Origin of the sequence: Agrococcus sp. Marseille-Q4369 (genome assembly GCF_018308945.1) — a bacterium.
Taxonomy (GTDB): domain Bacteria; phylum Actinomycetota; class Actinomycetes; order Actinomycetales; family Microbacteriaceae; genus Agrococcus.
Window position 1 is genome coordinate 38,031 of record NZ_CP070501.1, and the last position, 23,186, is coordinate 61,216.

The window sequence follows — 23,186 nt, forward strand, 5'->3', positions numbered from 1 at the left end:
CGCTCGACCGAGGCGTCAGCGCTCGAGGCCGGCGGTGCCGGTGCCCGAGAGGTCGAGCGTCTCGACCGGGCCGGCCGCGGTGCCCTCGCGGATCTCGCGCGCGACCTCGCGCCGGGACTGGATGGCGTGCCAGGTGATCGCGACGATCGCGATGCCGACGACGCCGAGCAGCACGAGGTCGATGTACTGCGTCACGACCTCCGCGACACCGGGGATGTGGGCGACGCCCCACCCGAGCAGCGGCAGCCCCGCGCCCCACAGCAGCCCGCCCAGCACGTCGAGCCGCAGGAACAGGGGCCACGGCATCCGCCCCACGCCGGCCGCGACGGGCATGAAGGTGCGCACGATGCCGATGAAGCGGGCGATGATGACGGCCGCCGCGCCGTACTTGAGGAAGAACCGGTTGGTGCGCTCGATCGTGCGATGGGAGAAGAGGCCCGACGATCGGCGCTGGAAGATCGGCGGCCCCGCCTTGTGGCCGATGAAGTAGCCGAGCTGGTCGCCCGCGACGGCGCACGCCCAGATGCACAGCATGACGAGCCAGATCGGCTGCGGGATGACGCCCGTGTACGACAGGATCCCGGCGATCACGAGCAGCGTGTCGCCCGGCAGGAGGAACCCGACGAGCAGGCCCGTCTCGACGAAGACGATCGCGCACACGAGCAGCAGCGCCCACGGGCCCGCGCCGGAGATGAGGCCCTCGACATCGATGAGGAACTCGGCGGTGAGCGGGGGCACGGGGCTCCTAGGGCGATCGCAGTGCGGGAGAGGGGACTTGAACCCCTACGCCACGAGGGCACAGGAACCTAAATCCTGCGTGTCTGCCAATTCCACCACTCCCGCGTGGTCGCTCCAGCGTAGCGGTGCCGAGGATGCGCAGGCGGCGCTCGGGATCGCCTGCCACAGTGGTGATATGCACAGTGGCGGCATGGACATGCGCGCGCTCGTCACCGGCGCGACGGCGGGACTCGGCGCGGAGCTCGCGCGCCAGCTCGCCGCCGACGGATTCTCCCTCGTGCTCGTCGCCCGCGACGAGCAGCGGCTGCGCGAAGCCGCGGCGGCGCTGCCGGTCGAGACCGAGGTGCTCGCCGCCGACCTGACGGTCGCCGACGACCTCGAGCGGGTCGCGGCACGGGTCGCCGACCCCGCCCGCCCGGTCGACGTGCTCGTCAACAACGCGGGCACCGGCATCCTCGCCGACTTCCACGTCTCGGGCGTCGACGAGGAGCGGCGACTGCTCGACCTGCTCGTGTGGGCGCCCATGCGGCTCGTGCACGCGGCGCTGCCCGGCATGCTCGATCGCGGTCGCGGCGGCATCCTGACGGTCGCGAGCATGGCCGGCCGCATGCCGAACGGCACCTACTCGGCGGCGAAGTCGCACGCCATCACCTTCTCCCGCTCGATCGCGGCGCGCTATCGCGCCGACGGCATCCGCGCGACCGCGCTGCTGCCCGGCTTCCTGAAGACGGAGTTCCACGAGCGGCTCGGCATCGACCGCTCGGGCACGCCCGACATCATCTGGGCGAGCGTCGAGGCGACCGCCCGCGAGGGGCTGCGCGGCCTGCGGAAGGGCCGCAGCGTCGTCGTGAGCGACTGGCGGTACCGGGTGACCGCGCCGCTCGTGCCCCTCATCCCGGATCGGTCCATGGGCGGCTGGAGCATGGCGCGGCTCGACCGGCGCGACGCCGAGGGGCGGCTCGAGCCGACGAGCGACGCGAACGCCGACTGATCAGCGACGCCGATCGCCCGGCGGACGCTGCTGTGGCATCCTCGGGTGGACCGGCGCGCGCCGGATCGGGGAGGCTGCTGTGGCGGAGACGATCGCCGTGCTCGGCGCGGGCATCATGGGCGCGGGCATCGCGCGGGTCTTCGGGCGCGCGGGGCACGACGTGCGGGTCTTCGACGTGCGCGCGGAGGCGGCCGGCGCCGCGGCCGAGTCGGCCGGCGGCACGGCGCACGGCAGCGTCGCCGCGGCCGTCGACGGCGCGACGATCGTGCTCGAGGCCGCGCCCGAGCGGCTCGAGCTCAAGCTCGCCCTGCTCGCCGAGGTCGAGGCGGCGAACGACGACGCGGTGATCGCCTCGAACACGTCGTCGATCGGGGCGGATGCGCTCGCGGCCGGCATGCGGGACCCTGCCCGGCTCGTGATCGCCCACTTCTTCAACCCCGCCGACACGGTGCCGCTCGTCGAGGTCGTGCCGGGGCCCGCGACGCCGCCCGAGACCGTCGAGCGGATGGTCGGCCTGCTGACCGCGGCCGGCAAGACCGCCGTGCCGCTCGCGCAGCAGGTCGAGGGCTTCATCGCCAACCGACTGCAGGCCGCCCTCTACCGCGAGGCGATGCACCTCGTCGAGCGCGGCGTCGCGACGCCCGAGCAGGTCGACGCGGTCGTGACCGCTGGCCTCGGCCCGCGCTGGGCGCTCGCCGGCCCCTTCGAGATCATGGACCTCGGCGGCCTCGACGTGTGGACGAGCGTGACCGACGGGATCTTCCCGACGCTCGGGGACGCATCCGCCGCCCCCGGCATGCTGCGCGAGCGGGTCGAGCGCGGCGACCTCGGCGCGAAGACCGGCCGGGGCTTCCTCGAGCGCGACGCGGATGCGTCGGCGCGATTCGCGGGGCGCCTCGCCGCGCTGCTCGAGGCGCGGGACCGTCTTCCGGGGTCGGAGTAGACCCGGCCATCCCGTCCTGCGCCGGAGCGTCCTCAGAGGCGGCTCCCGGCTCGGCGTGCCACGGTCGGGCCATGACCGATGCAGCCGACCGGCCCCGACCCATCCGCGCCCTGTACTTCAACGGCACCCTCACGCCCTCACCGGACGAGAGCCACACCGACCTGCTCATCGAGGCGAGCGCGACCATCCTGCGCAAGCAGGGCGTCGAGGTGGAGGTCGTGCGCGCGGTCGACCACGCGATCGCGCCGGGCGTGCAACCCGACATGACCGAGCATGGCGCGAGCGAGGACGCGTGGCCCGCCCTGTGGGAGCGCGTCCTCGCCGCGGACATCCTCGTGCTCGCGACGCCGATCTGGCTCGGCGAGGCCTCGAGCGTGACGCGTCGCGTCGTCGAGCGGCTCTACGCCGAGTCGGGCGAGCTCAACGAGCACGGCCAGTCGATCTTCTACGGCAAGGTGGGCGGATGCCTCGTCGGCGGCAACGAGGACGGCATGAAGCACGTCGCGCGCGAGCTCGTCTACGCGCTGCAGCACCTCGGCTGCACGATCCCACCGCAGGCCGACGCCGGCTGGGTGGGGGAAGCGGGGCCGGGCCCCTCGTACGGCGACGAGCTGGACGACGGGTCGCGCGCGGGCGCCGACAACGACTTCACGAACCGCAACGTGACGATCATGGCGTGGAACCTGCTGCACCTCGCGCGCATGCTCCAGGGCGGCATCCCGAGCGAGGGCAACGACCGCAACGCGTGGGAGCGCGGCGATCGATTCGGCTTCCAGAACCCTGAGTACCGCTGACGGACGTCGCCTCGCCCGCGCCGTTGGCGCGTGTGGGCGGGGTGCGGCATGCTCCCGACATGCACACGACGCAGTGGCTGCTCGAAGGTGACCCCGCGATCCGCTGGCAGGTGCTGCAGGATCTCGAGGACGCCGACCCGGATGCGGTGGCGCGCGAGCGCGCTCGCGTCGCGCGAGAGGGCTGGGGCGCCGCGCTCCTCGCGGCGCGCGGTCCCGACGGCCAGTGGGCCGGCGGCGCGCACTTCCCGAAGGCCGAGTCCGTGCTGCCGGGCCAGCCATGGACATCCACCGCCCACGTGCTCACCGAGCTGCGGCTGCTCGGCGTCGACCCGGCCGACCCGGCCGTGCGCGACGCGATCGCCGACGTCGCGCGCGTGACGCGCTGGGAGTACGACGACGAGCCGTTCTTCGAGGGCGAGGTCGAGCCGTGCATCAACGCCGCGCTCGTGACGAACGCGCTGTACTTCGGCGTCGAGGTCGATGCAATCGTCGAGCGGCTGCTGGGGGAGCGGATGGCCGACGGCGGCTGGAACTGCGACCAGGAGCGCGGCTCGGTGCGCTCCTCGTTCGACACGACGATCGGCGTGCTCGAGGCGCTCGCCGCGTTCGAGCGCGAGCACGACGACCCGCGGGTGCGCGAGGCGCGCGAGAGCGGGGAGGAGTACTTGCTCGAGCGCGGCCTCATGCGGCGTCGCTCGACCGGCGAGATCCCGAAGCCGACCTACGTGCAGCTCGCGTTCCCGCCCCGGCACGAGTACGACGTGCTGCGTGCGCTCGAGCACTTCCGGGCGGTCGGCGCCCCCGTCGACGAGCGGATGCGCGAGGCGATCGAGCTCGTGCGCTCGAAGCGCCGGGACGACGGCACGTGGGCCGCCGACGTCGTGCACGGCGGCGATGCGGTCGTCGACTACGGCGCGGCGGGGGAGCCGAGCCGCTGGATCACGCTCAAGGCGCTCCGCGTGCTGCGGTGGGCGGACGGAGAGGCTCAGGTCTCCGGTGCCGCCGACGCCTCGGCGCCGGACGACTCGGCGCCGAGGTAGAGCAGCATCCCGTCGGGATCCCGCACCTGTCCGACGCGCTCGCGCCACGGCATGAGCTCCGGCTCGGCGACAGCGGTCGCGCCGCGCTCGAGCGCGCGCGCGAAGGCGGCGTCGACATCGTCGACGTAGATCCAGAGCGCGGCCTCCGGTGGCCCGGCGCCCGGCTCGAAGCCGATCGCGACGGTGGAAGCCCCCACCTCGAGCGCGACGTAGACGACGCGGCCGTCGTCCTCGTAGGCGTAGCCCCGCCGCGCGTCGAACGCTGCGACGTAGAACGCCTCGAGCCGCTCGAGATCGCGAGTGCGGAGGATGGGGAAGCTGCGCTGCACCGCCATGCGCGGCATCGTACGCGCGCTCAGCCGAGTGCAGCCAGGTGCTCAGCCATCGCCGGCACGACGACGTCGGGCCGGTCGCGCTGCACCCAGTGGCCCGCGCTCGGCACGACGATCGCGCGGGCGTCGGGCATCGACGCGGCCGCGCGCTCCGCGACCGCTGCCGGCACTCCGGAGTCGCGCTCGCCGTGCACGAAGAGCGTCGGCGCCCGGATGCGCACCAGGCGCGCGCTGTAGTCGGTCGACTGGCGGCGGAGCCCCACCTCGGCGCGCTGCCACTCGGCGAAGACCTCGAGCCCGGAACCGCGCCGCGCCTCCGCCTCGACCGCGTCGAGCAGCTCGGGCGTGCGCCGCGCGGGGTCGCGCAGCACGGGCCGCAGGCTGCGCTCGAGGAGCCGCCGGTCGCGGGCGCTCGCGCGCGTCGCGGCCTGCAGCACGCCGGTGCGGACCGCTGCCCAGCTCGCGAGCTGCGCGGGCACGCGGAGCGCTCCCTCGACGAGCGTCGGCTGCAGCCCGTAGCTGCCAAGCAGCACGAGCCCGCGCACGCGGCCCGGGTGCTCGAGCGCGTGCCCGATCGCGAGCCCGCCGCCGAGCGAGAGCCCCGCGAGCGCGTACCGCTCGAGGCCGAGCGCAGCCGTGAACGCCGCGACGTAGCCGAGCAGGCGGTCCTGCGTCGCCCGCCACGGCGCGCGCGGGCTGTGCCCGTACCCGGGATGGTCGGGCGCGAGCACGCGGTGGCCCACCGCGGCGAGCTCGCCGCCGACCTCGCCCCACGACAGCCACGCGGAGTCGAGCCCGCCACCGTGGAGCAGCACGACGACGGATGCGTCGGCACCGGCGGCCGGCGACCACTCCAGGCAGGAGACCGGTCCCCACGGCAGCCCGACGGTGGTGCGCTTCGCCTCGATGCCCACGGCTCCCCCTCGTCGATGCCCGTCCTCGGAGCCTATGGGGACGCATCCGCCCGCCGCGAGAGCCGTCGATCGTAGCTGTGGACAACTTCCGAGGCGCCGAGCCAGCTTCGGCTTCACTGGCTCGCATGCACCAAGCCGTCGCCGAGATCACCGCCTCCGTGCGGGCGAAGGTGCGGCGCGACGGCATCGACCTCGCGCGCTCGGGCGACCTCGCCGAGCGCTACGTGCGCGACGCGGTGCGCTCCTACGCCGAGCGCTCGCTCGGCGGCAGCGTGCCGATGCTCGCCGACGAGCGGCAGGCCGAGCGCGATGTGCTCGCCGCGGTGAGCGGCTACGGACCTCTCCAGCCCTACCTCGACGATCCCGAGATCGAGGAGCTCTGGATCAACCAGGGATCGCGCGTCTTCTGCGCACGGGGCGGCGTGAGCGAGCCGCTGCCGCTGCGGCTCACCGAGCCCGAGGTGCGCGATCTCGTCGAGCGGATGCTCTCGACCACCGGCCGCCGAGTCGACCTGTCGACGCCCTTCGTCGACGCGTCGCTGCCCGACGGCTCGCGGCTGCACGTCGCGAGCGGCGACGTGGCCCGCGGCGCGATGTCGATCAACATCCGCAAGTTCTCCCGCCGGCTCGCATCGCTCCCGGCGCTCGTCGAGCGCGGCGCGCTCAGCCAGCAGGCGGCGCAGTTCCTGCGCCAGGCGGTCATCGCCGGCTGCAACATCCTCGTCTCGGGGCCGACCCACGCGGGGAAGACCACGATGCTCAACGCGCTGCTCGCGAGCGTCCGGCCCGGCGAGCGGGTCGTCACGGTCGAGGAGACCTTCGAGCTCGACCCGCCGGTCGACGACATCGTCGCGCTGCAGTGCCGGCAGCCCTCGCTCGAGGGGACGGGCGAGATCTCGCTGCGCCGCCTCGTGAAGGAGTCGCTGCGGATGCGCCCCGACCGGCTCGTCGTCGGCGAGGTGCGAGAGGCTGAGGCGCTCGACCTGCTGGTCGCCCTCAACTGCGGGGTGTCGGGGATGTGCTCGATCCACGCGAACTCCGCTCGCGACGCGCTCGCGAAGCTCACGACGCTCCCGTTGCTCGCGGGCCGCAACATCGACGCCGGCTTCGTCGTGCCGACGGTCGCGCAGTGCATCGACCTCGTCGTGCACCTCGCGATCGACGCGCGCGGCAATCGCAGAGCGGTCGAGATCCTCGCCCCGACGGGGCAGGCGACCTCTGGCGTCATCGAGGCGTCGACCCTCTTCGCGCTCCGCGACGGCCTCCTCGAGCCGACCGGCTCGCATCCCGCGCGCACCGCGAAGTTCGCCGCCGTCGGCGTCGACCCCGTCGCGCTCCTGGCGGGAGCGCGCGCATGACATTGCTGCTCGGCGCGACGCTCGGCCTCGGCGTGCTGCTCATCGTCAGTCCGTGGCTGTGGCCGCGGCGCGCCGGAGCGGCGGACCCGCGCCCGCGCCGGCGCGCGCTCGACCGGCTGACGCTCGCCGGGCTCGACGGCGTGCCGCCGCTCGCGCTCGCAGCGGTCTCGACGATCGCGGGCGTGCTCGCCGCCGGCGTGTCGCTCGCGCTCGTCCCCGCGGTCGGGGTCGCCGTCGCGGCGCTCGCGGCCGGCACTGCCGCGCCGGTGCTCGCGGTCCGCTGGCGCGCGAAGCGCCGGGAGCGCGCGCAGGCCCGGGTGTGGCCCGACGTCGTCGATCACCTCGTCTCGGCAGTGCGCAGCGGGCTCGCGCTGCCCGATGCCGTCGCGCAGCTCGAGCGCGCCGGCCCCGAGGTCACGCGACCGGCCTTCGCCGCGTTCGCGGCCGACCACCGCGCGACCGGCTCGTTCGCGTACGCGCTCGACCGGCTGAAGGATCGGCTGGCCGATCCCGTCGCCGACCGCATCCTCGAGACGCTGCGGATGGCGCGCGAGGTCGGGGGCACGGAGGTCACGACCGTGCTGCGCGAGCTCGCGGCATACCTGCGGGCCGATCTCGCCACGCGCGGCGAGCTCGAGGCGCGGCAGAGCTGGGTCGTGAGCGCCGCTCGGCTCGGCGTCGCCGCCCCGTGGATCGTGCTGCTCATCCTCTCCACCCGCCCCGAGGCGGCGCAGGCGTACAACGCGCCCGGCGGACTGCTGCTCATCGCCGGCGGTGCCGTCGTGTCGCTCATCGCGTACCGGGTCATGCTGCGCATCGGCGCGCTGCCCGTCGAGGCCCGGTGGTTCGCGTGACCGGGGAGGCGGGCTGGAGCCTCTTGCTCGGCGGCAGCCTCGGACTCGGGCTGTGGCTGCTCGTGAGCCTCGTGCCGATCATGCGACGCCCGCTGCTGCTGCATCGCGTCGCCCCTTACGTGCTCGACGTGTCGGCCGGAGCGCGCGACCTCGTCGCGCGGCGCCGCGTCGACCCGGCACGCGTCGTGGGCGTCGTCGCGTCGCCGGTCGGCGATCGGATCGCGCCGCTCGTGCACGCGGTGCTCGGCGCTCCGGAGGGCATCCGCCGCCGGTTGCGGCAGGCCGCCGACGACGGCACGGTCGCCGAGCACCGTGCTCGGCAGCTGCGGTGGGCGCTCGCCGGCGCGGCCGCCGGTGCGGCCCTCGGCGTCGTCGGCGCCGTCCAGCGGGGGCCGATCGCGCTGCCCGCCGCGCTCGCCATCCTCGGAGCCGCGACCGGCGCCTTCGCCGTCGACTGGCTGCTGCAGCGCCGCGCGAAGCGCCGACTCGCGCGCATCTCGAGCGAGCTGCCCTCGATCCTCGAGTTCCTCTCGCTCAGCCTCGCGGCCGGCGAGGGGCTGCAGGACGCGCTCCGCAGGGTCGGCGCCGCGGGGCACAGTGCGCTCGGGCGCGAGCTCTCCGGCGTCGTGGCCGACGCGGCGGCCGGCTCGAGCCTCTCGACGGCCCTCGGCACGCTCGCCGACGAGCTCGGGCACCCTGGCGTGACGCGCAGCGTCGACCAGATGCGCGGCGCGCTCGAGCGCGGGACGCCGCTCGCCCAGACACTGCAGGCGCAAGCGCTCGACGCGCGCGACGCCGCGAAGCGCGACCTGCTCGAGGCAGCCGGTCGCAAGGAGATCTCGATGCTCGTGCCGCTCGTCTTCGGGCTGCTGCCGACGACGGTGGCGTTCGCGCTGTGGCCGGGCATCCACGTGCTGCAGGTCGGATTCTGAAGGAGGAGCCATGTCCACGATCAGCAACCGCTTCGCCCGGCTCGTCGGGCGCATGCGCGAGGAGGAGCGCGGCGACGTGCCCGGCTGGGTGCTCGTCACCCTCGTCAGTAGTGTCAATCCCCCCAAACTGGCCGCACCGTGACGCGGTCGCTGCCGCGGCCTGGCGCGACGTCGATGCTGGCGATCAGGCGGCGGAGCACGTCGCGCCGGGTTCGCGCATCCATCGCGGGCCATGCGTGCACGACCGCGACGTCGAGCGTTGGCCTCGTTGCCGGGATGACGCGCGATGCGATCGCGTCGCGCTCGAGGCGGGCGATCTCCGCAGCGATCGAGTCGCGGAGTCGCTGGTAGGAGTCGGTCGGGATCTCCCCTTCGGCGTAGCGGAGGGTGAGCTTGTCGAGTCGACCTTGAGCGCGGAGGATGGCGGGCCCGTGGTCGACGACCTTCGCGGGCGCCGGGATGTCGATGGCGGGGTCGAGGTCGTGCGCGAGCGAGGCGACGAAGGTTGCGACGGGTCCGTCGATCTTCGACTCCCAGATGTACCCGCCGGGGTGCGCCCGTCGCTCCTTCGCGGCAGAGCAGCGGTAGCGGGCGAGGCCGTTGGACTCGCGCTGGGCGTGCATTCGGGCGCCGCAGTGGCAGCGCACGAGGCCTGAGTAGGCGTACTCCGAGCGCTCGCCGGAGCGGCGGACCCGGCGAGCGTTGCGTGCCTCGAGGTAGGCGTCCCACTCGGCTGCCGTGATGACGCCCCGGTGAGCGCCGGGGAGGAGTTCGCCGCTCGAGCGGATGAAGCCGGCCCCAAAGCCGGAGTCGAGCATGCGGCGCAGGGTGGTGTCGGTCCACTGGCCGTGAGCGGACGCGCCGTACGAGGAGGTGACGGGCACCGACTCTGCGTTGAGCCACTCGGTGAGCTCGTAGATGGATGCGCCGCTCGAGTAGCGGCGGTAGAGCTGCGCGAGGATCGGGCCGGTCACGGGGTCGGGCGTGAAGCCGTCGGCGCGGCTGTACTCGTAGCCGAAGCGTGGCTTGCCGTTCGCGGGGAGGCCGTTTCGTATGCGGCGGGCGTGCGCTTCGCGCCAGCCGTCGCCGATGCGCTCGGACTCGAACGCCGCGATCTCGGTCATCATGCCGCGCGCGAGCCGGCCGACGGCGGTGGCCGTGTCGAGCGGTTCGGTGGCGGACTCGATGCGGCCGCCGACCTTCTCGACGCGCTCGGCGGCGACGGCCCAGTCGAGTCGGCGGCGGGAGAGGCGGGACCACTTCCAGAGGACGATGACCTCGGCTTGGCGGCTCTCGATCGCGGTCATCACGCGCTGCACGGCGGGGCGCTTCCAGGTGCGCCCGGAGATCCCCGGATCGGCCTCGACACCGACGACGGAGTAGCCGCGCTGCTCGCAGTGCGCGCGACCCGCGGCCTCCTGCAGCTCGAGCGAGATGGAGTCCTCGCGGGCGACCGACTGGCGAAGGTAGAGGATCGCGCGGTCTGCGCTCGGGCGAGGGGTCATGGGAGCATCCCAGCGATCTGATTCGTGAAGCGACCGCGCAGCTGTCGGCCGTAGGTGCGGCTGCCGATCCGCTGGATGCAGTGCTCGCGGTAGTGGTGCACGAGGTCGACGGTGACGTCGAGCGCCTCGGCGATGTGGTGCGCGTCAGGGGAGAGGCGCTCAGCGGCTGCGTACGCCTCGGGCTCGATGAGCAGCTGCGCGGCGAGGGTGTCGGCGTCGCGCTCAGCGCTCGGCGTCGAGCACTCGTGGGCGCGGTAGACGTGCGCGAGCTCGTGGGCGATCACGCTGCGCTGCTCGGCGTAGGTCAGGCCGAACGCGAAGTACACGCGCGCTTCGCTCGGCTCGTAGAAGCCGAGGACGCCGTGCTCGAGGTGGGCCATGTGCAGGGTGACGTCCAGGTCGCTCGCGATGCGCGCGAGGTCACTCAGCGTGGGGCTGCTGATCGGCAGCTCGGGTGCCTCGCTTCGCGGCGCGGTCATATGCCTTCTTCGGTCCGAGGTCTCGAGGGTGCACTGCGGCGCCCAGGTCATCGATGTCGTCCCCCAACGTAGGCACGGTCGGTGACACGCGGGTGCGGGGGACTCCGGCGAGAAGCGAGGCCGGGTCGAGGTCGAGGGCGTTGCCGATCGCGTCGAGGTCGGCGAGGGAGAGGGGCGACTCGCAGCGCATGCGGATCGAGACGTAGTTCTGGGAGCGGCCGATACGGCGCGCGAGCTCCCGGTCGCTGATGTCGCGGGCCTCGAGGACGCGCGCGATGGCCTGAGCGATCTGGCAGGCCCATTCGGACATGGGAGCAGGTGACTGCGGCATGGGTTCGACGCTAGCGCATAGTGAACCGAAATGAGTACAAAAAGTGCTCAAGACCGCCTAAGCCCCGGCGTGCCGAACCGATATGGGTTTGACACCGAACCGAAACGGGTTCACAATCGAGCCATGACCACCTCAGCCACCACTCTCGGAGAGCGCGTCGCAGCGACTGTCCGGGCGCACATGGGCTGGCGTCGACTTCCCGTCTCCGAGCTCGCTCGCGTGCTCGGGCTCGGTCAGCGAGCAGCGAAGCGTCGATACGACGGCGTTCGCGACTTCTCGCTCACCGAGCTCGAGCGCGTCGCTGAGTGGCTCGATATCGACAGGGAAGACCTCGCCGCCGGCCGGATGCCGGAGCGCGCGGCGTGAACCGCAAGCCCTCGCGGGAGGAAGCGATCGCCGCTGCCGGCCGCGTCATCGGCCAGTGGGTCGCATCCCTCTCGGATGCGGACTACGTCGCCATCTTCGGCAACGCGCAGCAGAAGCGCGCCGCCTAACCCAATGAAGAGGCCCCCGCGCTGCTGGAACAGCCGGGGGCGAGAGAGGAACCTCCATGGAGTCTCTGCCCACCATCGTACCGACCGACACGGCGGACGACCAGACCACGCTCGAGCCCGCCAACGACGGCGGCGACGGCGTCTACTACGAGTGCAAGGAGCACCGCTTCGTCGTCGTCGGCGCGCCTGCCTCGGACGGCTCCGACGACTACATCGACGAGCAGATCGACGAGCACGAGCGCCAGCACGCCCACGAGGCGCGCGCTCGCGGCGCTCAGCCGGCGATCGCGCTCGACGGCGACTCGGTCGTCTTCGGCGAGGTCGCCGCGGCGCCCGTCAGTAACGGCCGCGACCTGCACAGGAAGATCGTCGCCTCGGACCTCGCCGACCTCGCCGAGCATGCGCTCGAGCACGAGGACGACCACCGCCCCGGCACGCGCGAGTGGGAGGTGCTTCGAACGGCCGCGGACGCCGCCCAGGCGCTCGCCGAGCTGCTGCCCGCCGCCGAAGCGCACGGCATCGAGAGTCGCGACCTCGCCGCGCTCGGCGATCACGCGCTGTCGGTCCTCGCATCCGTCATCGAGCTCGCCACGCGCGAGGCGGTGGCGTCGTGAGGGCCATCTGGAAGTACCAAGCGTCCCTGCGTACCGAGCCGGTCAAGACCTTCGAGATGCCCGCCGTCGCCAACGTGAAGCACGTCGGCATGCAGGCCGGGCTCGTCACTCTCTGGGTGGAGGTCGACGGATCGCCGGTGCTCGGCACCGAGGAGCGCACGTTCATGATCGTCGGCACCGGGCACCCGATCCCGGACGGCACTGTCTACGTCGGCACGACGCAGGACGGCGGCCTCGTGTGGCACGTCTACGAAGTGAAGGTGCCGGCATGAACGTCGACCGCATCCTCGACCGCTTCGTCGCCCCGCTGCTCGGGATCGCGACGCTCGCGGGCCTCTACTGGGCCGGGATGGTGACGGCATGACCCGCGGCACCGCGCAGCGCGTCGTCGGAGCCGAGGGCGTCATGGACGTCGACGCGATCGGCCGCTGGCGCGAGTGGCTCGACCGGCCGAAGCGGCGCGAGTACCGCATCGTGTGGAGTGCGCGCCGTCGCCTGCACTACGTCTGGCGCGGCCAGGACCTCATCGCCATCACGGTCACACTGCGCGCCGCCCGCCGCGCCGTCGACCGCGACGTGCTCGAGCGAGTCGGGTACGCAGCATGAGCGCCCCCGCGATCCTGTCGCAGCTGACCGGCGACTCCGCGCGCGCACGCATCGACGACCCCGAGACCTCGCACGAGGCCGCGGACTCGATCAGCCGCAAGGCGCGCGAGGCGTCCGCTCGCGAGGTGCTGACGATCCTCGCGGAATGCGCCGTGCCGCCCACGGCGGAGGAGATCCAGGAGCACCACGAGGCTCGCGCCTTCATGGCCTTCTGCGAGCACACCTACTCGGCGTCGCGCATCCGTACCGCGCTCAAGCAGCTCGCCGACGACGCCCAGGTGGAGCACGCCGAGCGCGTCGGCAAGACGAAGACCGGCCGGTCGGCGAAGACCTGGCAACTGACCCCGCGCGGCCTCGCCGCGCTCACCGAGAGGACCGAAGCATGAGCGCCGCGCTCATCCCCACCACCGCGACCCCGCTCGTCGACTCCATCGACGAGGAGGCGTGGAAGAGTCTCCGCGCCGAGGGCGTGACCGCATCCGAGGTGCACGCCATCGAGACGGGCGGCCGCTCGACGTGGCGCCGCATCCTCGACGAGAAGCTCAACGGCTCCACGTTCCAGGGCAACCGCTACACGCGGCGCGGCCACGAGCGCGAGGCGTTCATCCTCGCCGCCGTCGCCGACATGCCCGCGGTCGAGTCGCTCACCCCGAACGCGACGCTCTTCGCTCACGCGAAGCACGAGCTGCACCGCGCCACCCCGGACGCATTCCTCGTGCAGGTCGACGGCAAGGCCGCCGGCGTCGAGGCGAAGTCCCGCAACCACGGCTGGGACGTCACGAAGATCCCCGCCGACGTCTACGACCAGTGCCAGTGGGGCATGCACGTCATGGGCCTCGACCTCTGGTACCAGGTCACCGAGGTCATGGGCGCCGACGGCCTCCCCACCCTCGACGACCCGACCGTCGCGCTCATCGTCCGCGACCAGCGCCGCATCGACCAGCTCGTGAAGGCCGCCGACGAGTTCATCGCCTGGCGCGAGTCCGGCGCGGCCGGCGACACGCTGCCCGACGACGAGCTCGACGTCGTGCGCCGCTGGAACGCGGCGAACGCGCGCAAGGCGGCCGCCGAGAAGGAGGCGAAGGCGCTCCGGTCGCAGATCGACAAGATCATCGCCGCGAACCCGAAGGCGCAGACCGAGGGCTGGAAGTTCCTGAACGACGAGGCCGGCGGCTTCACCTACTCGGTGAAGACGGAAGAGGTCGAGGTGCTCGACGAGGCCAAGTGGAAGGAGGCGGAGCCCGAGAGCTACGGCACCGTCCAGCGCATGCGCGCCGCCATCGACGAGACGGTCGCCATCGCCACCGGGCTCTACAAGAAGACCGAGATCAAGACCTCGACGCGCCTGCTGCCCGTCGCCCCGAAGGGAACCACCCGATGAACGACGACATCCGCACCATCGCTGAGTACCGCGCCGCCGCCGAGGCGACCGGCGAGTGGGTCGAGACCCAGGTCGACTTCTCGATCGACGGGAAGACGTGGGCGCCGTTCATCCTCCCGACCGACGAGCACCCGCACCCGGTGCTCGCTCGCGCGACGATCATCCGCAAGAGCGGCGACGCCGAGCGCATCACCACCACCGTCCTGCTCTGGGACGAGTCGATCCCCGAGGACGAGTTCGCAGCGGTGTGGGAGCGGCGCCCGCACCTGCTCTTCGGCTCCGCCGCCGAGCGCGCCGGCCTCCGCCGCACGTTCCCCTCGGCGCTCGCGGGCATCGCCGCGACCGACCGCGAGCAGTGGACGACCGTGCCGCCCGAGGGCGCGCCGCAGACGACCGAGTCGATCGACTGGACGGCGGAGGTCGACCGCACCGAGAGCGTCGTCGGCATCGACGCCCTGCACAAGACGATGCGCGCTCGCCGCGTCTTCACACCCGACGAGGCCGGCATCCACCTTGAGCGGATGCTCAAGGAACGCCGCAAGCTGCTCGTGCAGCGCGAGAAGGGCCAGGACGAGGACGAGCGCGCCGAGGCCGAAGCCCGAGAGGCGGCGGAGTCGTGAGCGTCGACGTCGCGACCGGCGAGGTCCGCGAGGACGAGCAGACCGACATCGCGCTCGTGCCGCTCCACATCGCCGAGCTCGACGAGAACGAGCTGCTCGCGATGTTCCCGACCCCGGTGCAGTGCGCCGGTGCGCTGCTCATCGCGCGCGAGCGCATCGCGAACGCGCCCGCCGCGCTCGAGAAGCTCGGGACGGCCGTGCGCGACGCGAAGCGATCCCTGCTCGTCACCCGCGCGAAGGCACGCATCCGCTTCCGCGGCGAGGGCTGGGGCATCTCCGACGCGAAGGAGCTCGCCGACGCCGACGCCGACGTCATCGCCGCCGTCGAGAAGGTCGACGAGACCGAGCTCGCGCTCGAGTACGGCCGCGACCTCCGGCGCACCCTCACGACCGAGATCGACATCCTCCGCAGCCTGAACGCGAACATGCGGACGGAGCACCGATGAGCGTCTCGCAGATCCGCGCGCTGCGCGCCGACGAGCCGATCCCCGCGGGCGAGCCGAAGCGCTACTACAACGCCGCCGGCTACGTCCGCCTGCGTTGGCGCGTCGGGATCGAGACCTACGTCGAGGAGTACGAGCACCGCATCGTCATGGGTCGCCCCGCGGGCGAGGTGCACCACATCAACGGCGTCAAGGACGACAACCGCCCCGAGAACCTCGTTGTGCTCACGAAGGAGGAGCACGCGCGCCTGCACCAGGAGCAGGACGCGCCGCTGTACGAGGAGCGGCGGCGCGCCCGCGGCGGCTACCGCTCGCAGGCGGCGTTCGAGAAGGCCACGCGCGCGCAGACCCGGCGCGACGCGATCCACCAGCGCAGCCTCGCGATGCGCGCCGACTACGAAGCCGGCATGACGACGACCGAGGTCGCCGCGAAGCACGGCATCCACAACTCCCAGGTCTCGCGCCACCTCCGTCGCGTCGGGACGAAGATGCGCCCCTTCTCGAGGTGGTCCCGATGACCGTCCAGCCCATGCCCTACGCCGCCGCCTGCGCGATCGTCGACGAGCGCTCAAGCCGCCAGTGCGAGCGCTGCGGCAAGACCGTCCTCTCGGGCGGCCACCACCACCACCGCAAGCTGCGCTCGCGAGGCGGCCTCGACTGCCCGTCGAACCTCGTCTTCGTCTGCGCCGGTTGCCACAACTGGATCCACGCGAACCCCGCGCTCGCGACCGAGGCCGGATGGATGGTCGGCACCCGCTCCGACCCCGAGGGCGCCGCGATCGACTCCGCCCGCTACGGCCGCGTCTTCCTCGGCACCGACGGCCAGCTCTACGGCCTCACCCCCGACGAGTGCCTGCGCGCCGAGCGCGCCGCCCGTCTCGCCGCGACCGCCTGGCCGCGCACCACGACCTCCCCAGGAGTGCACCCATGAGCATCCAGTGGCCCTCCGGCCTGCGCATCGACCCGATCGGCGAGTGGCCGGGCACCATGACCCGGCACCGCGAGCGGTCGCGCTTCGACTCGCCGATGTCGGCGACGATGGACACGCTCCGCCGCGAGCTGTGGCACCTCAGCGCGAAGAACGCCGCGCTGCAGGTCGCGATCCCCGCATCCGCGTTCCGCCTCGACGGCTACCCGCGCTCGACCGCCAAGGCCGAGCACCCCGGCGTCATCCTCACCCTCGACTCGAAGCACGGCGCGCTCTCGTACCCGTGCGACACCTTCGACCGCTGGGAGGACAACCTCCGCGCGATCGCGCTCGCCCTCGAGGCGCTCCGCAAGGTCGACCGCTACGGCGTCACGAAGCGCGGCGAGCAGTACCGTGGCTTCCTCGCCATCGAGGCGACCGCAGCGCCCTCCGGCTTCGCGAACGCTGGGGCCGCGGAGGAGTGGCTGCAGAAGCTCGTCGTCGACGGCGGCATCACCCTCGCGGGCATCAACTCGACGCGCGCCCTGGTCCGGATCGCCCAGCGCCTCACGCACCCCGACCGCGGCGGAAGCGCGGAGGACTTCCAGCGGGTCGGTCTCGCCGTTGACAAGCTCCGCGAGCAGGGGTGGCTGCCGTGAACCGCCGACCCGGCTCCGGCGTGCAGGCGTACCGCCGCCGCGCCGCCGACACCGAGCGCATGGTCGACGCCGCCGTCGCCGAGGTGAAGGCCGACCGCGACGCCGAGCTGCGCGAGCGCAAGGCGCGGGCCGCGCGCGAGCGCGACCGCATCGCGGCCCTGCCTGCCGTCGACCCGGCGCGCATCGTGCGCGGCGCGCTCGTCGGCGACCGCCGCGGCCGCGTCGGCGAGGTCGTCCGCGTTAGCGCGAAGACCGCCACCGTGCGTTGCGGCGCCATCGAGCAGCGCCTGCAGCTCGACCAGATCATCACCATCAAGGAGCCCCGACCGTGAGCGTTCACTACGAGGACGACCGCCTGACGCTCCTGCTCGGCGACGCGCGCGAGCAGATCTGCACGCTTCCCGACCGATCGGTCCAGACGGTCGTCACCTCACCGCCCTACTTCGGTCTGCGCGACTACGGCGAGCCCGGCCAGTACGGCAACGAGCCGACCGTCGCCGCGTACGTCGAGCGCCTCGTCCAGCTCTTCCGCGAGATTCGTCGGGTGCTCGCCGACGACGGCACTGTGTGGCTGAACCTCGGCGACTCGTACGCATCGAAGGCGCGCGGCTCGGACGCAGGGTGGGAGCGCTCCCGACTCACGAACCCGGCCCGCGTGCAGAAGGCTCAGGCGGCGGCGCTCGCGGACGCGGGCGGCCGGCACCGCGGCAAGGCCGACGGCATCGGCGAGAAGAACCTGCTCGGCATCCCGTGGCGCGTCGCGTTCGCGCTGCAGGACGACGGCTGGGTGCTGCGCTCGGACATCATCTGGGCGAAGCCGAACCCGATGCCCGAGTCGGTCACAGACCGCCCCACCCGCTCTCACGAGTACCTCTTCCTGCTCGCGAAGCGACCGCGCTACTACTACGACGCCGAGGCGATCGCTGAGCCGATCGCGCCGACGTCGCGCGCCCGGCTCGAGCAGGCGAAGCCCGTCGTCTTCGGCGGCGACGAGCGCGGCGACGGCGGCCGCGACGACCGCTTCCGCACCCGCGGCGGCGGCACCTACAAGGGCGGCGAGACCGCGAACAAGCGGACCGTCTGGACCGTCCCGACTGTGCCGTTCGACGCTGCCCACTTCGCGACCTTCCCGCCCGCGCTCGTCCGCCCGTGCGTGCTCGCGAGCTCCCGCCCGGGCCACGTCGTGCTCGACCCGTTCTCGGGCTCCGGCACGACCGGCCAGGTCGCACTCGAGGAGGGCCGCCGCTACGTCGGCGTCGACCTCAGCGAGACCTACCTCGATCTCTCCCTCGCGGAGCGCTTCACCGAGCGCCCGCTCGACCTCTACGCAGGCGGTGCCGCATGACCCTGACCATGACGGATCTCTTCTGCGGCGCGGGCGGCAGCTCGACCGGCGCCACCGCGATCCCCGGCCTCACGGTCCGGCTCGCCGCGAACCACTGGGACCTCGCGATCGAGACGCACAACGCGAACCACCCCGACACCGACCACCTGCAGGCGGACATCTCGAACACCGACCCGCGCTACGTGCCGACGACCGACATCCTGTGGGCGTCGCCCGAGTGCACGAACCACTCGCGCGCGAAGGGCCGCAAGGTCGCCCGCCAGCCCGACCTCTTCGGAGACGTGCTGCCCGACGCCGCAGCCGAGCGCTCGCGCGCGACGATGTGGGACGTCGTCCGCTTCACCGAGGTGCACGGCTACAAGGCGATCCTCGTCGAGAACGTCGTCGAGGTCGCCGACTGGTCGGCCGAGTGGGGCGAGCGCGGCGGGCTCTTCCGCTCGTGGCTCGCCGCGATGCACTCGATGGGCTATGAGCACCGCGTCATCTCGCTCAACTCGATGCACGCGCAGGCTTACGGGCTCCCCGCGCCGCAGTCCCGCGACCGCGTCTACATCGCCTTCTGGCGCAAGGGCGACAAGGCGCCCGACTTCGAGCACATGCTCCGCCCGAAGGCCTACTGCAGCTCGTGCGACGAGATCGTCTCGGCCATGCAGTCGTTCAAGACCGGCGACGGCTCGCGCCCCGGGCGCTACCGCTCGCAGTACGTCTACCGCTGCCCGAAGATCAGCTGCCGCCACCAGCTCGTCGAGCCCGGCTGGCTGCCCGCCGAGACGATCATCGACTGGTCGAACCCCGGCATCCGCATCGGAGACCGCGAGCAGCTCGGCATGAGGGCGCTCGCCGACAAGACGCTCGCGCGCATCCGCGCCGGCATCGAGCGGTACTGGACGCCGATCCACCTCGAGGCGGCCGGGAACGCGTACGACGCGACAAACCCGCGCCACCCCGGCCACGGCCGCGAGGACGGCTACATCCGCGCGTGGCCGACGAGCGACCCCGTGCGCACCGTGCACACCACCGTCTCGAAGGGCATGGCCTGGCACCCGCTCATGGTCCCCGTCGAGGGCCGCGACGGGAAGCAGCCGATGTCCGCCGAGGACGCGCTCCGTACCATGACGACGCGCAACGAGACGGGCATCGTCTTCGCCCCGCTCATCGTCAACAACGTCTCCGGCTCCGACTCAACCCGCTCGAGCCGAGTCGACGACGTCGTGCCGACGATCGTCGCGGGCGGCACGCACGCCTCGCTGGTCATGCCGCCGCTCATCGCAGAGCTCCGCGGCGGCGGCTCGACCGCCCGACCCGCGAGCGACCCGCTCGCGACCGTCACGGCGTCGGGCAACCACCACGCCTTGCTCATGCGCATGAACAACAACCGCGGCGACCAGTCGAGCCTCAGCACGCCCGTCGGCGAGCCCGCTCGCACGGTCACGACAGCCGGCCACCAGGCCCTGCTGCAGTCGAAGCAGAAGACCGTCGACGTCGGCGACGTCTACTTCCGGATGCTCGAGCCGGGCGAGATCAAGCAGGCGATGGCGTTCCCGGCCGACTACCTCATGGCCGGCAACCGCCGCGAGCAGGTGAAGCTCTCGGGCAACGCCGTCACGCCGCCCGCGGCGCGAGACCTCGTGGCAACAGTCGCTCAGGCGTACGGGTACGCAGCGTGAACTCTCAAAGGATCGTCGCGGCGATCTCGCCCCAGGTCATGCCTCCACCGCCGACGGAGACGAAGCCGTTGCGACCGCTCACGTCGAACGTATGCCCGATGAGCGTGAGGCGCACCTCGTACTCCTCGGCCGTCGCACCGCGTCTGTGGACCACGTACTCATCGGGACCGGTGCGTGAGACGCGGTACTCCATGCCGTCCTTCGTGAACAGAACGGACGTATTGATCGCTGACGGCAGCGGCGGGATCGGAAGAAACGTCATGCGGGCAGACTATGCGCGCTCCGGCCGGGCGGTCGAGCGATGACCGTGCTACCGCCGCTCGCGATGACGTACGCGATCCACTGGCCGGAGCTCGGCATCCGCAAGGTCGGTCACTCCTGTTACGCGCCCTCAGGCGGGAGGCTTCCAGACGCTTCGCCGATGACGATCTCATTCCTAAGGGGCGCGCGCTCGGCAGCGTCGTCCCACGACGCGATGTGCTGTGGCAGTTCGCGGAGCAGGACCGCGATCGCGTCCGGATCATGGATCAGCGCTTCGGCGACGGACTCGATGAAGTTCATCGCCCCCCAGCGCCAGAACTCGTGCACCTTGTCTTCACCGTCGACCGTCTCGAGCGGCATCGGCGATTCACGGATGCCCCGCACGATCGCGAGAGCATCGGGCGCGCCGCGAACGGTGGAGACCGTGAGTAGGGCCTCCAGTTCCGCGATCCGGGCATGCGCGGCGTCGTCGTCGTACTTGAAGACAAGTTGCACGAGCTCGAGCAGAGCGGCGACAGCTTCGAGCAATGCCGCCCTGTGCGCATCACCCTCGGCGCGAGCGATCGCGTCAGCCTCGATCCGGTGCGCGGACCGTGTGAAGCGGTACGCAACGAAGCTCAGGAGCAGTGTGGCACCGCCGAGCAAGCTCGGGACGACTACCAGGGAGAGCCAGTCGAACCAGCTGGGCTCGACGATGCTCGCTTCGAGGACGCTCACGAGCCGAAGCGTAGCGGGAGCACGATCGTGACTCTGCCGCCGCTCGCCATGACCTACGCCGTCTACTGGCGCCGCTACGGCGTGCTCAAGGTCGGCCGCGCCTGGCGCATGCGCCGCATCGAGCAGCTCGCCGAGACGGGCGCCGAGGTGCTCGTGCTCGTGCGCTCGACGCCGGCCTCGTGGGAGCGCGGCGCGCTCGCGGCGATGCGCGAGCGCTTTGAGCAGCGCTTCACCGACGCGGAGGACGGCGCACGCCTCCTCCCAAACCACGGCTCCGGCTGGACCGAGTGCTTCTGGGTGCTCGACGACGAGGTCGGCGAGGCGATCGACGTACTGATGAGAGGGACCGCCCGCTATGGCGATGACGAAGAGGCGCTTCATGACGCCCGAGGAGTTCAGCGACGAGGATCTCGGCTGCCTGCCGCGCGCGACGAGGTTCACGGCGCTCGCGCTGCGCATGTGGGCCGACGACGCCGGCCGCGCACGACTGAACGCCCGCAGCGTCAAGGGTGCGATCTTCGCGAACGACATGGAGCTGACGCTCGAGGAACTCGAGGCGGACATCCTGCGCCTCGCCGAGGTGGGCTTCCTGAGCCTCTACACGGCGGACGACGGCAGGGAGTACTTCGCGATCGCGCCGCGGTTCAACACGGCGCCCGAGAAGGCGAAGGTCTCCGACCTGCCGCCCCCGCCCGTCCGGACGGCATCCGGACCGCCGCAGGACGCCGTACCGGTAGTGGGGAGGGGAGAGAGCGAGGCCGAGAGCGAGGAGCCGGAGGGAGCCCCGACCGGACGCCATCCCGACGCCGGCCCGCCGATGTTCTGCCACGAGCACATGCCCAGCGGGTCCGGGGGAGCGCCCTGCGGACCTTGCCGGGATGCCCGGATGGTGCACGAAGCCTGGGCACGCACCGCCCGCACCACGACCAGACGGCCGCGCTTCGAGGACGACGAGGAGGACCCGACATGACGATCGACTTCGCTCCGGGCTGGGAGGCGTTCTGGCTCAAGATGCGCCGCATGCCGCTCGACGAGCTGCTGACCGAGGCGAGCGCGCCCGAGCCGAGCGAGCGCTCCGGCCGGCACGGCAACCTCGACGCCCTGGTGCGCGAGTCGCGCGACGTGCTGCCGAAGATCACCGTGCAGCGCTACATGGACCGAGCCGCGAGGGCGGCCGCGATCACGAAGCAGCAGACCAAGGCAGCAGAGCGCATGCTCGGCCTCGCCTCGACGGGGAAGGACGCCGCATGAGCACGATCACCGAGCGCCCCTGCATCCGCGGCTGCACGCTCCGGGGCGAGCACTTCGCCACCTGCCTCGACCGCGACGGCCAGCCGACCGAGGGTTGCAAGGGATGCGTGCCGGCGCCCGCTCGCGACGGCGTGCTGCTCTGCAATCGATGCTGGGGCCGCTCGCTCGGCGCGCTCTACGACGCCCCGGACCTCGTCGGCGCGATCCGCGCACGAGCGAACCCGCTCAAGGCGCAGGTGTTCGACAAGGTGCTCGTCTCCGGCTCCCGCATCGAGGGCATCCCGGCTCCCGTGAACGCCGACTTCATCGAGGCCGCCGACGCGCTCACGCGCGGCCTGCAGGGCTGGGCGCGCTTCATCGAGCCCGCATCCGTGCCGGCCCGCCGCGGGCTCCGCGCGGGCGCCGAGGCGGACGAGGCCCGCGAGATCGTGCTCGAGGCGACGACCGTCATCCTCGACGCGCTCCCGACGCTCGCGAACGACGCGGTCCAGATCGTCGAGCTCTGCCGCTACCTGCTCGACGAGATCCCCGGCGAGCACGACGACGAGTGCCTCGCTCGCGGCGGCGGCCGCCCGGCGCCCGGCTGCACGGGCTGCAAGGTCGACCGCGAGTGGACGGTCCGTGCGGCGCTCGCGAAGTGGCCGCTCGTCGAGCGCGCGTGGTTCGCGGCGCAGCCGTGCCCGTACTGCTCGCTCCGCACCGTCCGCGTCACGCCGGCCCGCCGCCTCAAGGACGACACCGTCTACGAGTGCCAGGGCTGCCAGTGGACCCGCACCGACGCCGACGACGACGGCCCGTGGCCGCTCGTCTTCTCTCGCCGATCCGGGGAGAGCCTCCGATGACGCGTCTCGACTTCACCTGGGGCACCCCGTGCGGCGTCGGCGTCGCGAACGAGTGGTGCGTCGACAACCGAGACCCGCACAAGCACGGCTTCGCATGCGACAAGCGCTGCCGATGCCGTACCGATCAGGCGGCCTGGCGCTGCGACGAGACCGACAGGAAGGCATGAC

General features: G+C 72.4%; 35 protein-coding genes and 1 tRNA gene. 27 read left to right on the plus strand and 9 right to left on the minus strand.

Going from position 1 to position 23,186, the window contains the following annotated elements; all coding sequences use genetic code 11:
* Positions 1-15: 15 nt before the first annotated feature.
* Both JSQ78_RS00205 and JSQ78_RS00210 read right to left on the minus strand, forming a co-directional pair.
* Positions 16-738, minus strand: a complete 723-nt coding sequence (locus JSQ78_RS00205; protein ID WP_211448442.1) for a DedA family protein — start codon at positions 736-738, stop codon at positions 16-18.
* 22 nt (positions 739-760) lie between these two features.
* Positions 761-843 (minus strand) — tRNA-Leu (locus JSQ78_RS00210).
* A gap of 85 nt (positions 844-928) precedes the next feature.
* On the opposite strand from JSQ78_RS00210, the gene JSQ78_RS00215 reads away from it, so the two are divergent.
* The 4 genes from JSQ78_RS00215 (at position 929) to JSQ78_RS00230 (ending at position 4,506) form a co-directional block, all read left to right on the plus strand.
* Positions 929-1,729 (plus strand): SDR family NAD(P)-dependent oxidoreductase, encoded by an 801-nt coding sequence (locus JSQ78_RS00215; RefSeq protein WP_211448444.1) that lies wholly within the window; start codon positions 929-931, stop codon positions 1,727-1,729.
* Positions 1,730-1,808: 79 nt separating this feature from the next.
* Positions 1,809-2,672, plus strand: a complete 864-nt coding sequence (locus JSQ78_RS00220; RefSeq protein WP_211448446.1) for a 3-hydroxyacyl-CoA dehydrogenase family protein — start codon at positions 1,809-1,811, stop codon at positions 2,670-2,672.
* Positions 2,673-2,743: 71 nt separating this feature from the next.
* Entirely contained in the window at positions 2,744-3,466 is a 723-nt protein-coding gene (locus JSQ78_RS00225) for a flavodoxin family protein (RefSeq protein ID WP_211448448.1), read from the plus strand.
* 59 nt (positions 3,467-3,525) lie between these two features.
* Positions 3,526-4,506, plus strand: coding sequence for a prenyltransferase/squalene oxidase repeat-containing protein (locus tag JSQ78_RS00230; RefSeq protein WP_211448449.1), 981 nt, complete (start codon positions 3,526-3,528; stop codon positions 4,504-4,506).
* Here JSQ78_RS00230 and JSQ78_RS00235 read toward each other — a convergent pair.
* Positions 4,452-4,841, minus strand: coding sequence for a VOC family protein (locus JSQ78_RS00235; RefSeq protein WP_211448451.1), 390 nt, complete (start codon positions 4,839-4,841; stop codon positions 4,452-4,454). The two genes, JSQ78_RS00230 and JSQ78_RS00235, sit on opposite strands and share 55 nt — an antisense overlap.
* 20 nt (positions 4,842-4,861) lie before the next feature.
* Complete coding sequence (locus JSQ78_RS00240) at positions 4,862-5,752, minus strand: alpha/beta fold hydrolase (RefSeq protein ID WP_249295749.1); 891 nt, start codon at positions 5,750-5,752, stop codon at positions 4,862-4,864.
* Between the two features lie 125 nt (positions 5,753-5,877).
* Between JSQ78_RS00240 and JSQ78_RS00245 the strand changes: the two genes are divergently transcribed.
* The 4 genes from JSQ78_RS00245 to JSQ78_RS13970 are packed head-to-tail and all read left to right on the plus strand — an operon-like array spanning position 5,878 to position 9,038.
* Complete coding sequence (locus JSQ78_RS00245; protein ID WP_211448453.1) at positions 5,878-7,110, plus strand: TadA family conjugal transfer-associated ATPase; 1,233 nt, start codon at positions 5,878-5,880, stop codon at positions 7,108-7,110.
* A complete protein-coding gene (locus JSQ78_RS00250; protein WP_211448455.1) occupies positions 7,107-7,964 on the plus strand; it encodes a type II secretion system F family protein in 858 nt (285 codons plus the stop codon). The genes JSQ78_RS00245 and JSQ78_RS00250 overlap by 4 nt, the downstream gene beginning before the upstream one ends.
* Entirely contained in the window at positions 7,961-8,896 is a 936-nt protein-coding gene (locus tag JSQ78_RS00255) for a type II secretion system F family protein (protein WP_249295751.1), read from the plus strand. The genes JSQ78_RS00250 and JSQ78_RS00255 overlap by 4 nt, the downstream gene beginning before the upstream one ends.
* Before the next feature lie 10 nt (positions 8,897-8,906).
* Positions 8,907-9,038, plus strand: a complete 132-nt coding sequence (locus tag JSQ78_RS13970; protein WP_283245026.1) for a hypothetical protein — start codon at positions 8,907-8,909, stop codon at positions 9,036-9,038.
* On the opposite strand, the gene JSQ78_RS00260 is transcribed toward JSQ78_RS13970, so the two are convergent.
* The 3 genes from JSQ78_RS00260 to JSQ78_RS00270 are packed head-to-tail and all read right to left on the minus strand — an operon-like array spanning position 9,010 to position 11,211.
* Positions 9,010-10,401, minus strand: coding sequence for a recombinase family protein (locus JSQ78_RS00260; RefSeq protein WP_211448456.1), 1,392 nt, complete (start codon positions 10,399-10,401; stop codon positions 9,010-9,012). The genes JSQ78_RS13970 and JSQ78_RS00260 overlap by 29 nt on opposite strands.
* The gene (locus JSQ78_RS00265; protein ID WP_211448459.1) at positions 10,398-10,880 is read right to left on the minus strand and encodes an ImmA/IrrE family metallo-endopeptidase; all 483 of its coding nucleotides are present in this window, start codon (positions 10,878-10,880) and stop codon (positions 10,398-10,400) included. The genes JSQ78_RS00260 and JSQ78_RS00265 overlap by 4 nt, the downstream gene beginning before the upstream one ends.
* The gene (locus JSQ78_RS00270) at positions 10,822-11,211 is read right to left on the minus strand and encodes a helix-turn-helix domain-containing protein (RefSeq protein WP_211448461.1); all 390 of its coding nucleotides are present in this window, start codon (positions 11,209-11,211) and stop codon (positions 10,822-10,824) included. Before JSQ78_RS00270 ends, JSQ78_RS00265 begins: the two co-directional genes overlap by 59 nt.
* A gap of 123 nt (positions 11,212-11,334) precedes the next feature.
* On the opposite strand from JSQ78_RS00270, the gene JSQ78_RS00275 reads away from it, so the two are divergent.
* The 15 genes from JSQ78_RS00275 (at position 11,335) to JSQ78_RS00340 (ending at position 19,947) form a co-directional block, all read left to right on the plus strand.
* Positions 11,335-11,577, plus strand: a complete 243-nt coding sequence (locus JSQ78_RS00275) for a hypothetical protein (protein WP_211448462.1) — start codon at positions 11,335-11,337, stop codon at positions 11,575-11,577.
* On the plus strand, positions 11,574-11,705 hold the full coding sequence (locus JSQ78_RS13975; RefSeq protein ID WP_283245027.1) for a hypothetical protein: 132 nt from the start codon (positions 11,574-11,576) through the stop codon (positions 11,703-11,705). Before JSQ78_RS00275 ends, JSQ78_RS13975 begins: the two co-directional genes overlap by 4 nt.
* Before the next feature lie 56 nt (positions 11,706-11,761).
* Positions 11,762-12,319, plus strand: coding sequence for a hypothetical protein (locus tag JSQ78_RS00280; RefSeq protein WP_211448464.1), 558 nt, complete (start codon positions 11,762-11,764; stop codon positions 12,317-12,319).
* A complete protein-coding gene (locus JSQ78_RS00285; RefSeq protein WP_211448466.1) occupies positions 12,316-12,591 on the plus strand; it encodes a DUF7352 domain-containing protein in 276 nt (91 codons plus the stop codon). The genes JSQ78_RS00280 and JSQ78_RS00285 overlap by 4 nt, the downstream gene beginning before the upstream one ends.
* An 88-nt stretch (positions 12,592-12,679) precedes the next feature.
* Complete coding sequence (locus JSQ78_RS00290; RefSeq protein WP_211448467.1) at positions 12,680-12,925, plus strand: hypothetical protein; 246 nt, start codon at positions 12,680-12,682, stop codon at positions 12,923-12,925.
* Positions 12,922-13,311 carry an eS19 family ribosomal protein gene (locus JSQ78_RS00295; protein ID WP_211448469.1) on the plus strand — a complete coding sequence of 130 codons (390 nt, stop codon included), beginning with the start codon at positions 12,922-12,924 and terminating at the stop codon, positions 13,309-13,311. Before JSQ78_RS00290 ends, JSQ78_RS00295 begins: the two co-directional genes overlap by 4 nt.
* On the plus strand, positions 13,308-14,306 hold the full coding sequence (locus JSQ78_RS00300) for a YqaJ viral recombinase family protein (RefSeq protein ID WP_211448471.1): 999 nt from the start codon (positions 13,308-13,310) through the stop codon (positions 14,304-14,306). Before JSQ78_RS00295 ends, JSQ78_RS00300 begins: the two co-directional genes overlap by 4 nt.
* The gene (locus JSQ78_RS00305) at positions 14,303-14,926 is read left to right on the plus strand and encodes a hypothetical protein (RefSeq protein WP_211448472.1); all 624 of its coding nucleotides are present in this window, start codon (positions 14,303-14,305) and stop codon (positions 14,924-14,926) included. The genes JSQ78_RS00300 and JSQ78_RS00305 overlap by 4 nt, the downstream gene beginning before the upstream one ends.
* Positions 14,923-15,372 carry a hypothetical protein gene (locus JSQ78_RS00310; protein ID WP_211448473.1) on the plus strand — a complete coding sequence of 150 codons (450 nt, stop codon included), beginning with the start codon at positions 14,923-14,925 and terminating at the stop codon, positions 15,370-15,372. Before JSQ78_RS00305 ends, JSQ78_RS00310 begins: the two co-directional genes overlap by 4 nt.
* Entirely contained in the window at positions 15,369-15,887 is a 519-nt protein-coding gene (locus JSQ78_RS00315; protein ID WP_211448475.1) for an HNH endonuclease signature motif containing protein, read from the plus strand. The genes JSQ78_RS00310 and JSQ78_RS00315 overlap by 4 nt, the downstream gene beginning before the upstream one ends.
* On the plus strand, positions 15,884-16,300 hold the full coding sequence (locus JSQ78_RS00320; RefSeq protein WP_211448477.1) for an HNH endonuclease: 417 nt from the start codon (positions 15,884-15,886) through the stop codon (positions 16,298-16,300). The genes JSQ78_RS00315 and JSQ78_RS00320 overlap by 4 nt, the downstream gene beginning before the upstream one ends.
* On the plus strand, positions 16,297-16,935 hold the full coding sequence (locus JSQ78_RS00325; protein WP_211448479.1) for a hypothetical protein: 639 nt from the start codon (positions 16,297-16,299) through the stop codon (positions 16,933-16,935). Before JSQ78_RS00320 ends, JSQ78_RS00325 begins: the two co-directional genes overlap by 4 nt.
* Positions 16,932-17,267 carry a hypothetical protein gene (locus JSQ78_RS00330; RefSeq protein ID WP_211448481.1) on the plus strand — a complete coding sequence of 112 codons (336 nt, stop codon included), beginning with the start codon at positions 16,932-16,934 and terminating at the stop codon, positions 17,265-17,267. The genes JSQ78_RS00325 and JSQ78_RS00330 overlap by 4 nt, the downstream gene beginning before the upstream one ends.
* Positions 17,264-18,280, plus strand: a complete 1,017-nt coding sequence (locus tag JSQ78_RS00335; protein ID WP_211448483.1) for a DNA-methyltransferase — start codon at positions 17,264-17,266, stop codon at positions 18,278-18,280. Before JSQ78_RS00330 ends, JSQ78_RS00335 begins: the two co-directional genes overlap by 4 nt.
* On the plus strand, positions 18,277-19,947 hold the full coding sequence (locus JSQ78_RS00340; protein ID WP_211448488.1) for a DNA cytosine methyltransferase: 1,671 nt from the start codon (positions 18,277-18,279) through the stop codon (positions 19,945-19,947). Before JSQ78_RS00335 ends, JSQ78_RS00340 begins: the two co-directional genes overlap by 4 nt.
* A gap of 4 nt (positions 19,948-19,951) precedes the next feature.
* Here JSQ78_RS00340 and JSQ78_RS00345 read toward each other — a convergent pair whose 3' ends face one another.
* Positions 19,952-20,209 (minus strand): hypothetical protein, encoded by a 258-nt coding sequence (locus JSQ78_RS00345; protein ID WP_211448490.1) that lies wholly within the window; start codon positions 20,207-20,209, stop codon positions 19,952-19,954.
* Between the two features lie 119 nt (positions 20,210-20,328).
* Positions 20,329-21,306 carry a hypothetical protein gene (locus JSQ78_RS00350; protein ID WP_211448492.1) on the minus strand — a complete coding sequence of 326 codons (978 nt, stop codon included), beginning with the start codon at positions 21,304-21,306 and terminating at the stop codon, positions 20,329-20,331.
* On the opposite strand from JSQ78_RS00350, the gene JSQ78_RS00355 reads away from it, so the two are divergent.
* Genes JSQ78_RS00355 through JSQ78_RS00370 form a run of 4 tightly spaced genes read left to right on the plus strand, consistent with a single transcriptional unit; the run spans position 21,305 to position 23,185 of the window.
* On the plus strand, positions 21,305-21,895 hold the full coding sequence (locus JSQ78_RS00355; protein WP_211448494.1) for a hypothetical protein: 591 nt from the start codon (positions 21,305-21,307) through the stop codon (positions 21,893-21,895). The genes JSQ78_RS00350 and JSQ78_RS00355 overlap by 2 nt on opposite strands.
* Positions 21,892-22,176, plus strand: coding sequence for a hypothetical protein (locus JSQ78_RS00360; protein ID WP_211448495.1), 285 nt, complete (start codon positions 21,892-21,894; stop codon positions 22,174-22,176). The genes JSQ78_RS00355 and JSQ78_RS00360 overlap by 4 nt, the downstream gene beginning before the upstream one ends.
* Entirely contained in the window at positions 22,173-23,018 is an 846-nt protein-coding gene (locus JSQ78_RS00365) for a hypothetical protein (protein ID WP_211448498.1), read from the plus strand. The genes JSQ78_RS00360 and JSQ78_RS00365 overlap by 4 nt, the downstream gene beginning before the upstream one ends.
* A complete protein-coding gene (locus tag JSQ78_RS00370; RefSeq protein ID WP_211448499.1) occupies positions 23,015-23,185 on the plus strand; it encodes a hypothetical protein in 171 nt (56 codons plus the stop codon). Before JSQ78_RS00365 ends, JSQ78_RS00370 begins: the two co-directional genes overlap by 4 nt.
* Position 23,186 lies beyond the last annotated feature (1 nt).

Excerpts from the sequence above, each read along its gene's own strand:
- JSQ78_RS00215 (WP_211448444.1), top strand. The coding sequence starts at position 929 with ATGGACATGCGCGCGCTCGTCACCGGCGCGACGGCGGGACTCGGCGCG.
- JSQ78_RS00225 (WP_211448448.1), top strand. The coding sequence starts at position 2,744 with ATGACCGATGCAGCCGACCGGCCCCGACCCATCCGCGCCCTGTACTTC.
- JSQ78_RS00230 (WP_211448449.1), top strand. The coding sequence starts at position 3,526 with ATGCACACGACGCAGTGGCTGCTCGAAGGTGACCCCGCGATCCGCTGG.
- JSQ78_RS00235 (WP_211448451.1), bottom strand. The coding sequence starts at position 4,841 with ATGGCGGTGCAGCGCAGCTTCCCCATCCTCCGCACTCGCGATCTCGAG.
- JSQ78_RS00245 (WP_211448453.1), top strand. The coding sequence starts at position 5,878 with ATGCACCAAGCCGTCGCCGAGATCACCGCCTCCGTGCGGGCGAAGGTG.
- JSQ78_RS00250 (WP_211448455.1), top strand. The coding sequence starts at position 7,107 with ATGACATTGCTGCTCGGCGCGACGCTCGGCCTCGGCGTGCTGCTCATC.
- JSQ78_RS13970 (WP_283245026.1), top strand. The coding sequence starts at position 8,907 with ATGTCCACGATCAGCAACCGCTTCGCCCGGCTCGTCGGGCGCATGCGC.
- JSQ78_RS00260 (WP_211448456.1), bottom strand. The coding sequence starts at position 10,401 with ATGACCCCTCGCCCGAGCGCAGACCGCGCGATCCTCTACCTTCGCCAG.
- JSQ78_RS00265 (WP_211448459.1), bottom strand. The coding sequence starts at position 10,880 with ATGACCGCGCCGCGAAGCGAGGCACCCGAGCTGCCGATCAGCAGCCCC.
- JSQ78_RS00270 (WP_211448461.1), bottom strand. The coding sequence starts at position 11,211 with ATGCCGCAGTCACCTGCTCCCATGTCCGAATGGGCCTGCCAGATCGCT.
- JSQ78_RS00275 (WP_211448462.1), top strand. The coding sequence starts at position 11,335 with ATGACCACCTCAGCCACCACTCTCGGAGAGCGCGTCGCAGCGACTGTC.
- JSQ78_RS00280 (WP_211448464.1), top strand. The coding sequence starts at position 11,762 with ATGGAGTCTCTGCCCACCATCGTACCGACCGACACGGCGGACGACCAG.
- JSQ78_RS00290 (WP_211448467.1), top strand. The coding sequence starts at position 12,680 with ATGACCCGCGGCACCGCGCAGCGCGTCGTCGGAGCCGAGGGCGTCATG.
- JSQ78_RS00295 (WP_211448469.1), top strand. The coding sequence starts at position 12,922 with ATGAGCGCCCCCGCGATCCTGTCGCAGCTGACCGGCGACTCCGCGCGC.
- JSQ78_RS00300 (WP_211448471.1), top strand. The coding sequence starts at position 13,308 with ATGAGCGCCGCGCTCATCCCCACCACCGCGACCCCGCTCGTCGACTCC.
- JSQ78_RS00305 (WP_211448472.1), top strand. The coding sequence starts at position 14,303 with ATGAACGACGACATCCGCACCATCGCTGAGTACCGCGCCGCCGCCGAG.
- JSQ78_RS00315 (WP_211448475.1), top strand. The coding sequence starts at position 15,369 with ATGAGCGTCTCGCAGATCCGCGCGCTGCGCGCCGACGAGCCGATCCCC.
- JSQ78_RS00320 (WP_211448477.1), top strand. The coding sequence starts at position 15,884 with ATGACCGTCCAGCCCATGCCCTACGCCGCCGCCTGCGCGATCGTCGAC.
- JSQ78_RS00325 (WP_211448479.1), top strand. The coding sequence starts at position 16,297 with ATGAGCATCCAGTGGCCCTCCGGCCTGCGCATCGACCCGATCGGCGAG.
- JSQ78_RS00340 (WP_211448488.1), top strand. The coding sequence starts at position 18,277 with ATGACCCTGACCATGACGGATCTCTTCTGCGGCGCGGGCGGCAGCTCG.
- JSQ78_RS00345 (WP_211448490.1), bottom strand. The coding sequence starts at position 20,209 with ATGACGTTTCTTCCGATCCCGCCGCTGCCGTCAGCGATCAATACGTCC.
- JSQ78_RS00355 (WP_211448494.1), top strand. The coding sequence starts at position 21,305 with ATGACGCCCGAGGAGTTCAGCGACGAGGATCTCGGCTGCCTGCCGCGC.
- JSQ78_RS00350 (WP_211448492.1), bottom strand. The coding sequence starts at position 21,306 with ATGAAGCGCCTCTTCGTCATCGCCATAGCGGGCGGTCCCTCTCATCAG.
- JSQ78_RS00360 (WP_211448495.1), top strand. The coding sequence starts at position 21,892 with ATGACGATCGACTTCGCTCCGGGCTGGGAGGCGTTCTGGCTCAAGATG.
- JSQ78_RS00365 (WP_211448498.1), top strand. The coding sequence starts at position 22,173 with ATGAGCACGATCACCGAGCGCCCCTGCATCCGCGGCTGCACGCTCCGG.
- JSQ78_RS00370 (WP_211448499.1), top strand. The coding sequence starts at position 23,015 with ATGACGCGTCTCGACTTCACCTGGGGCACCCCGTGCGGCGTCGGCGTC.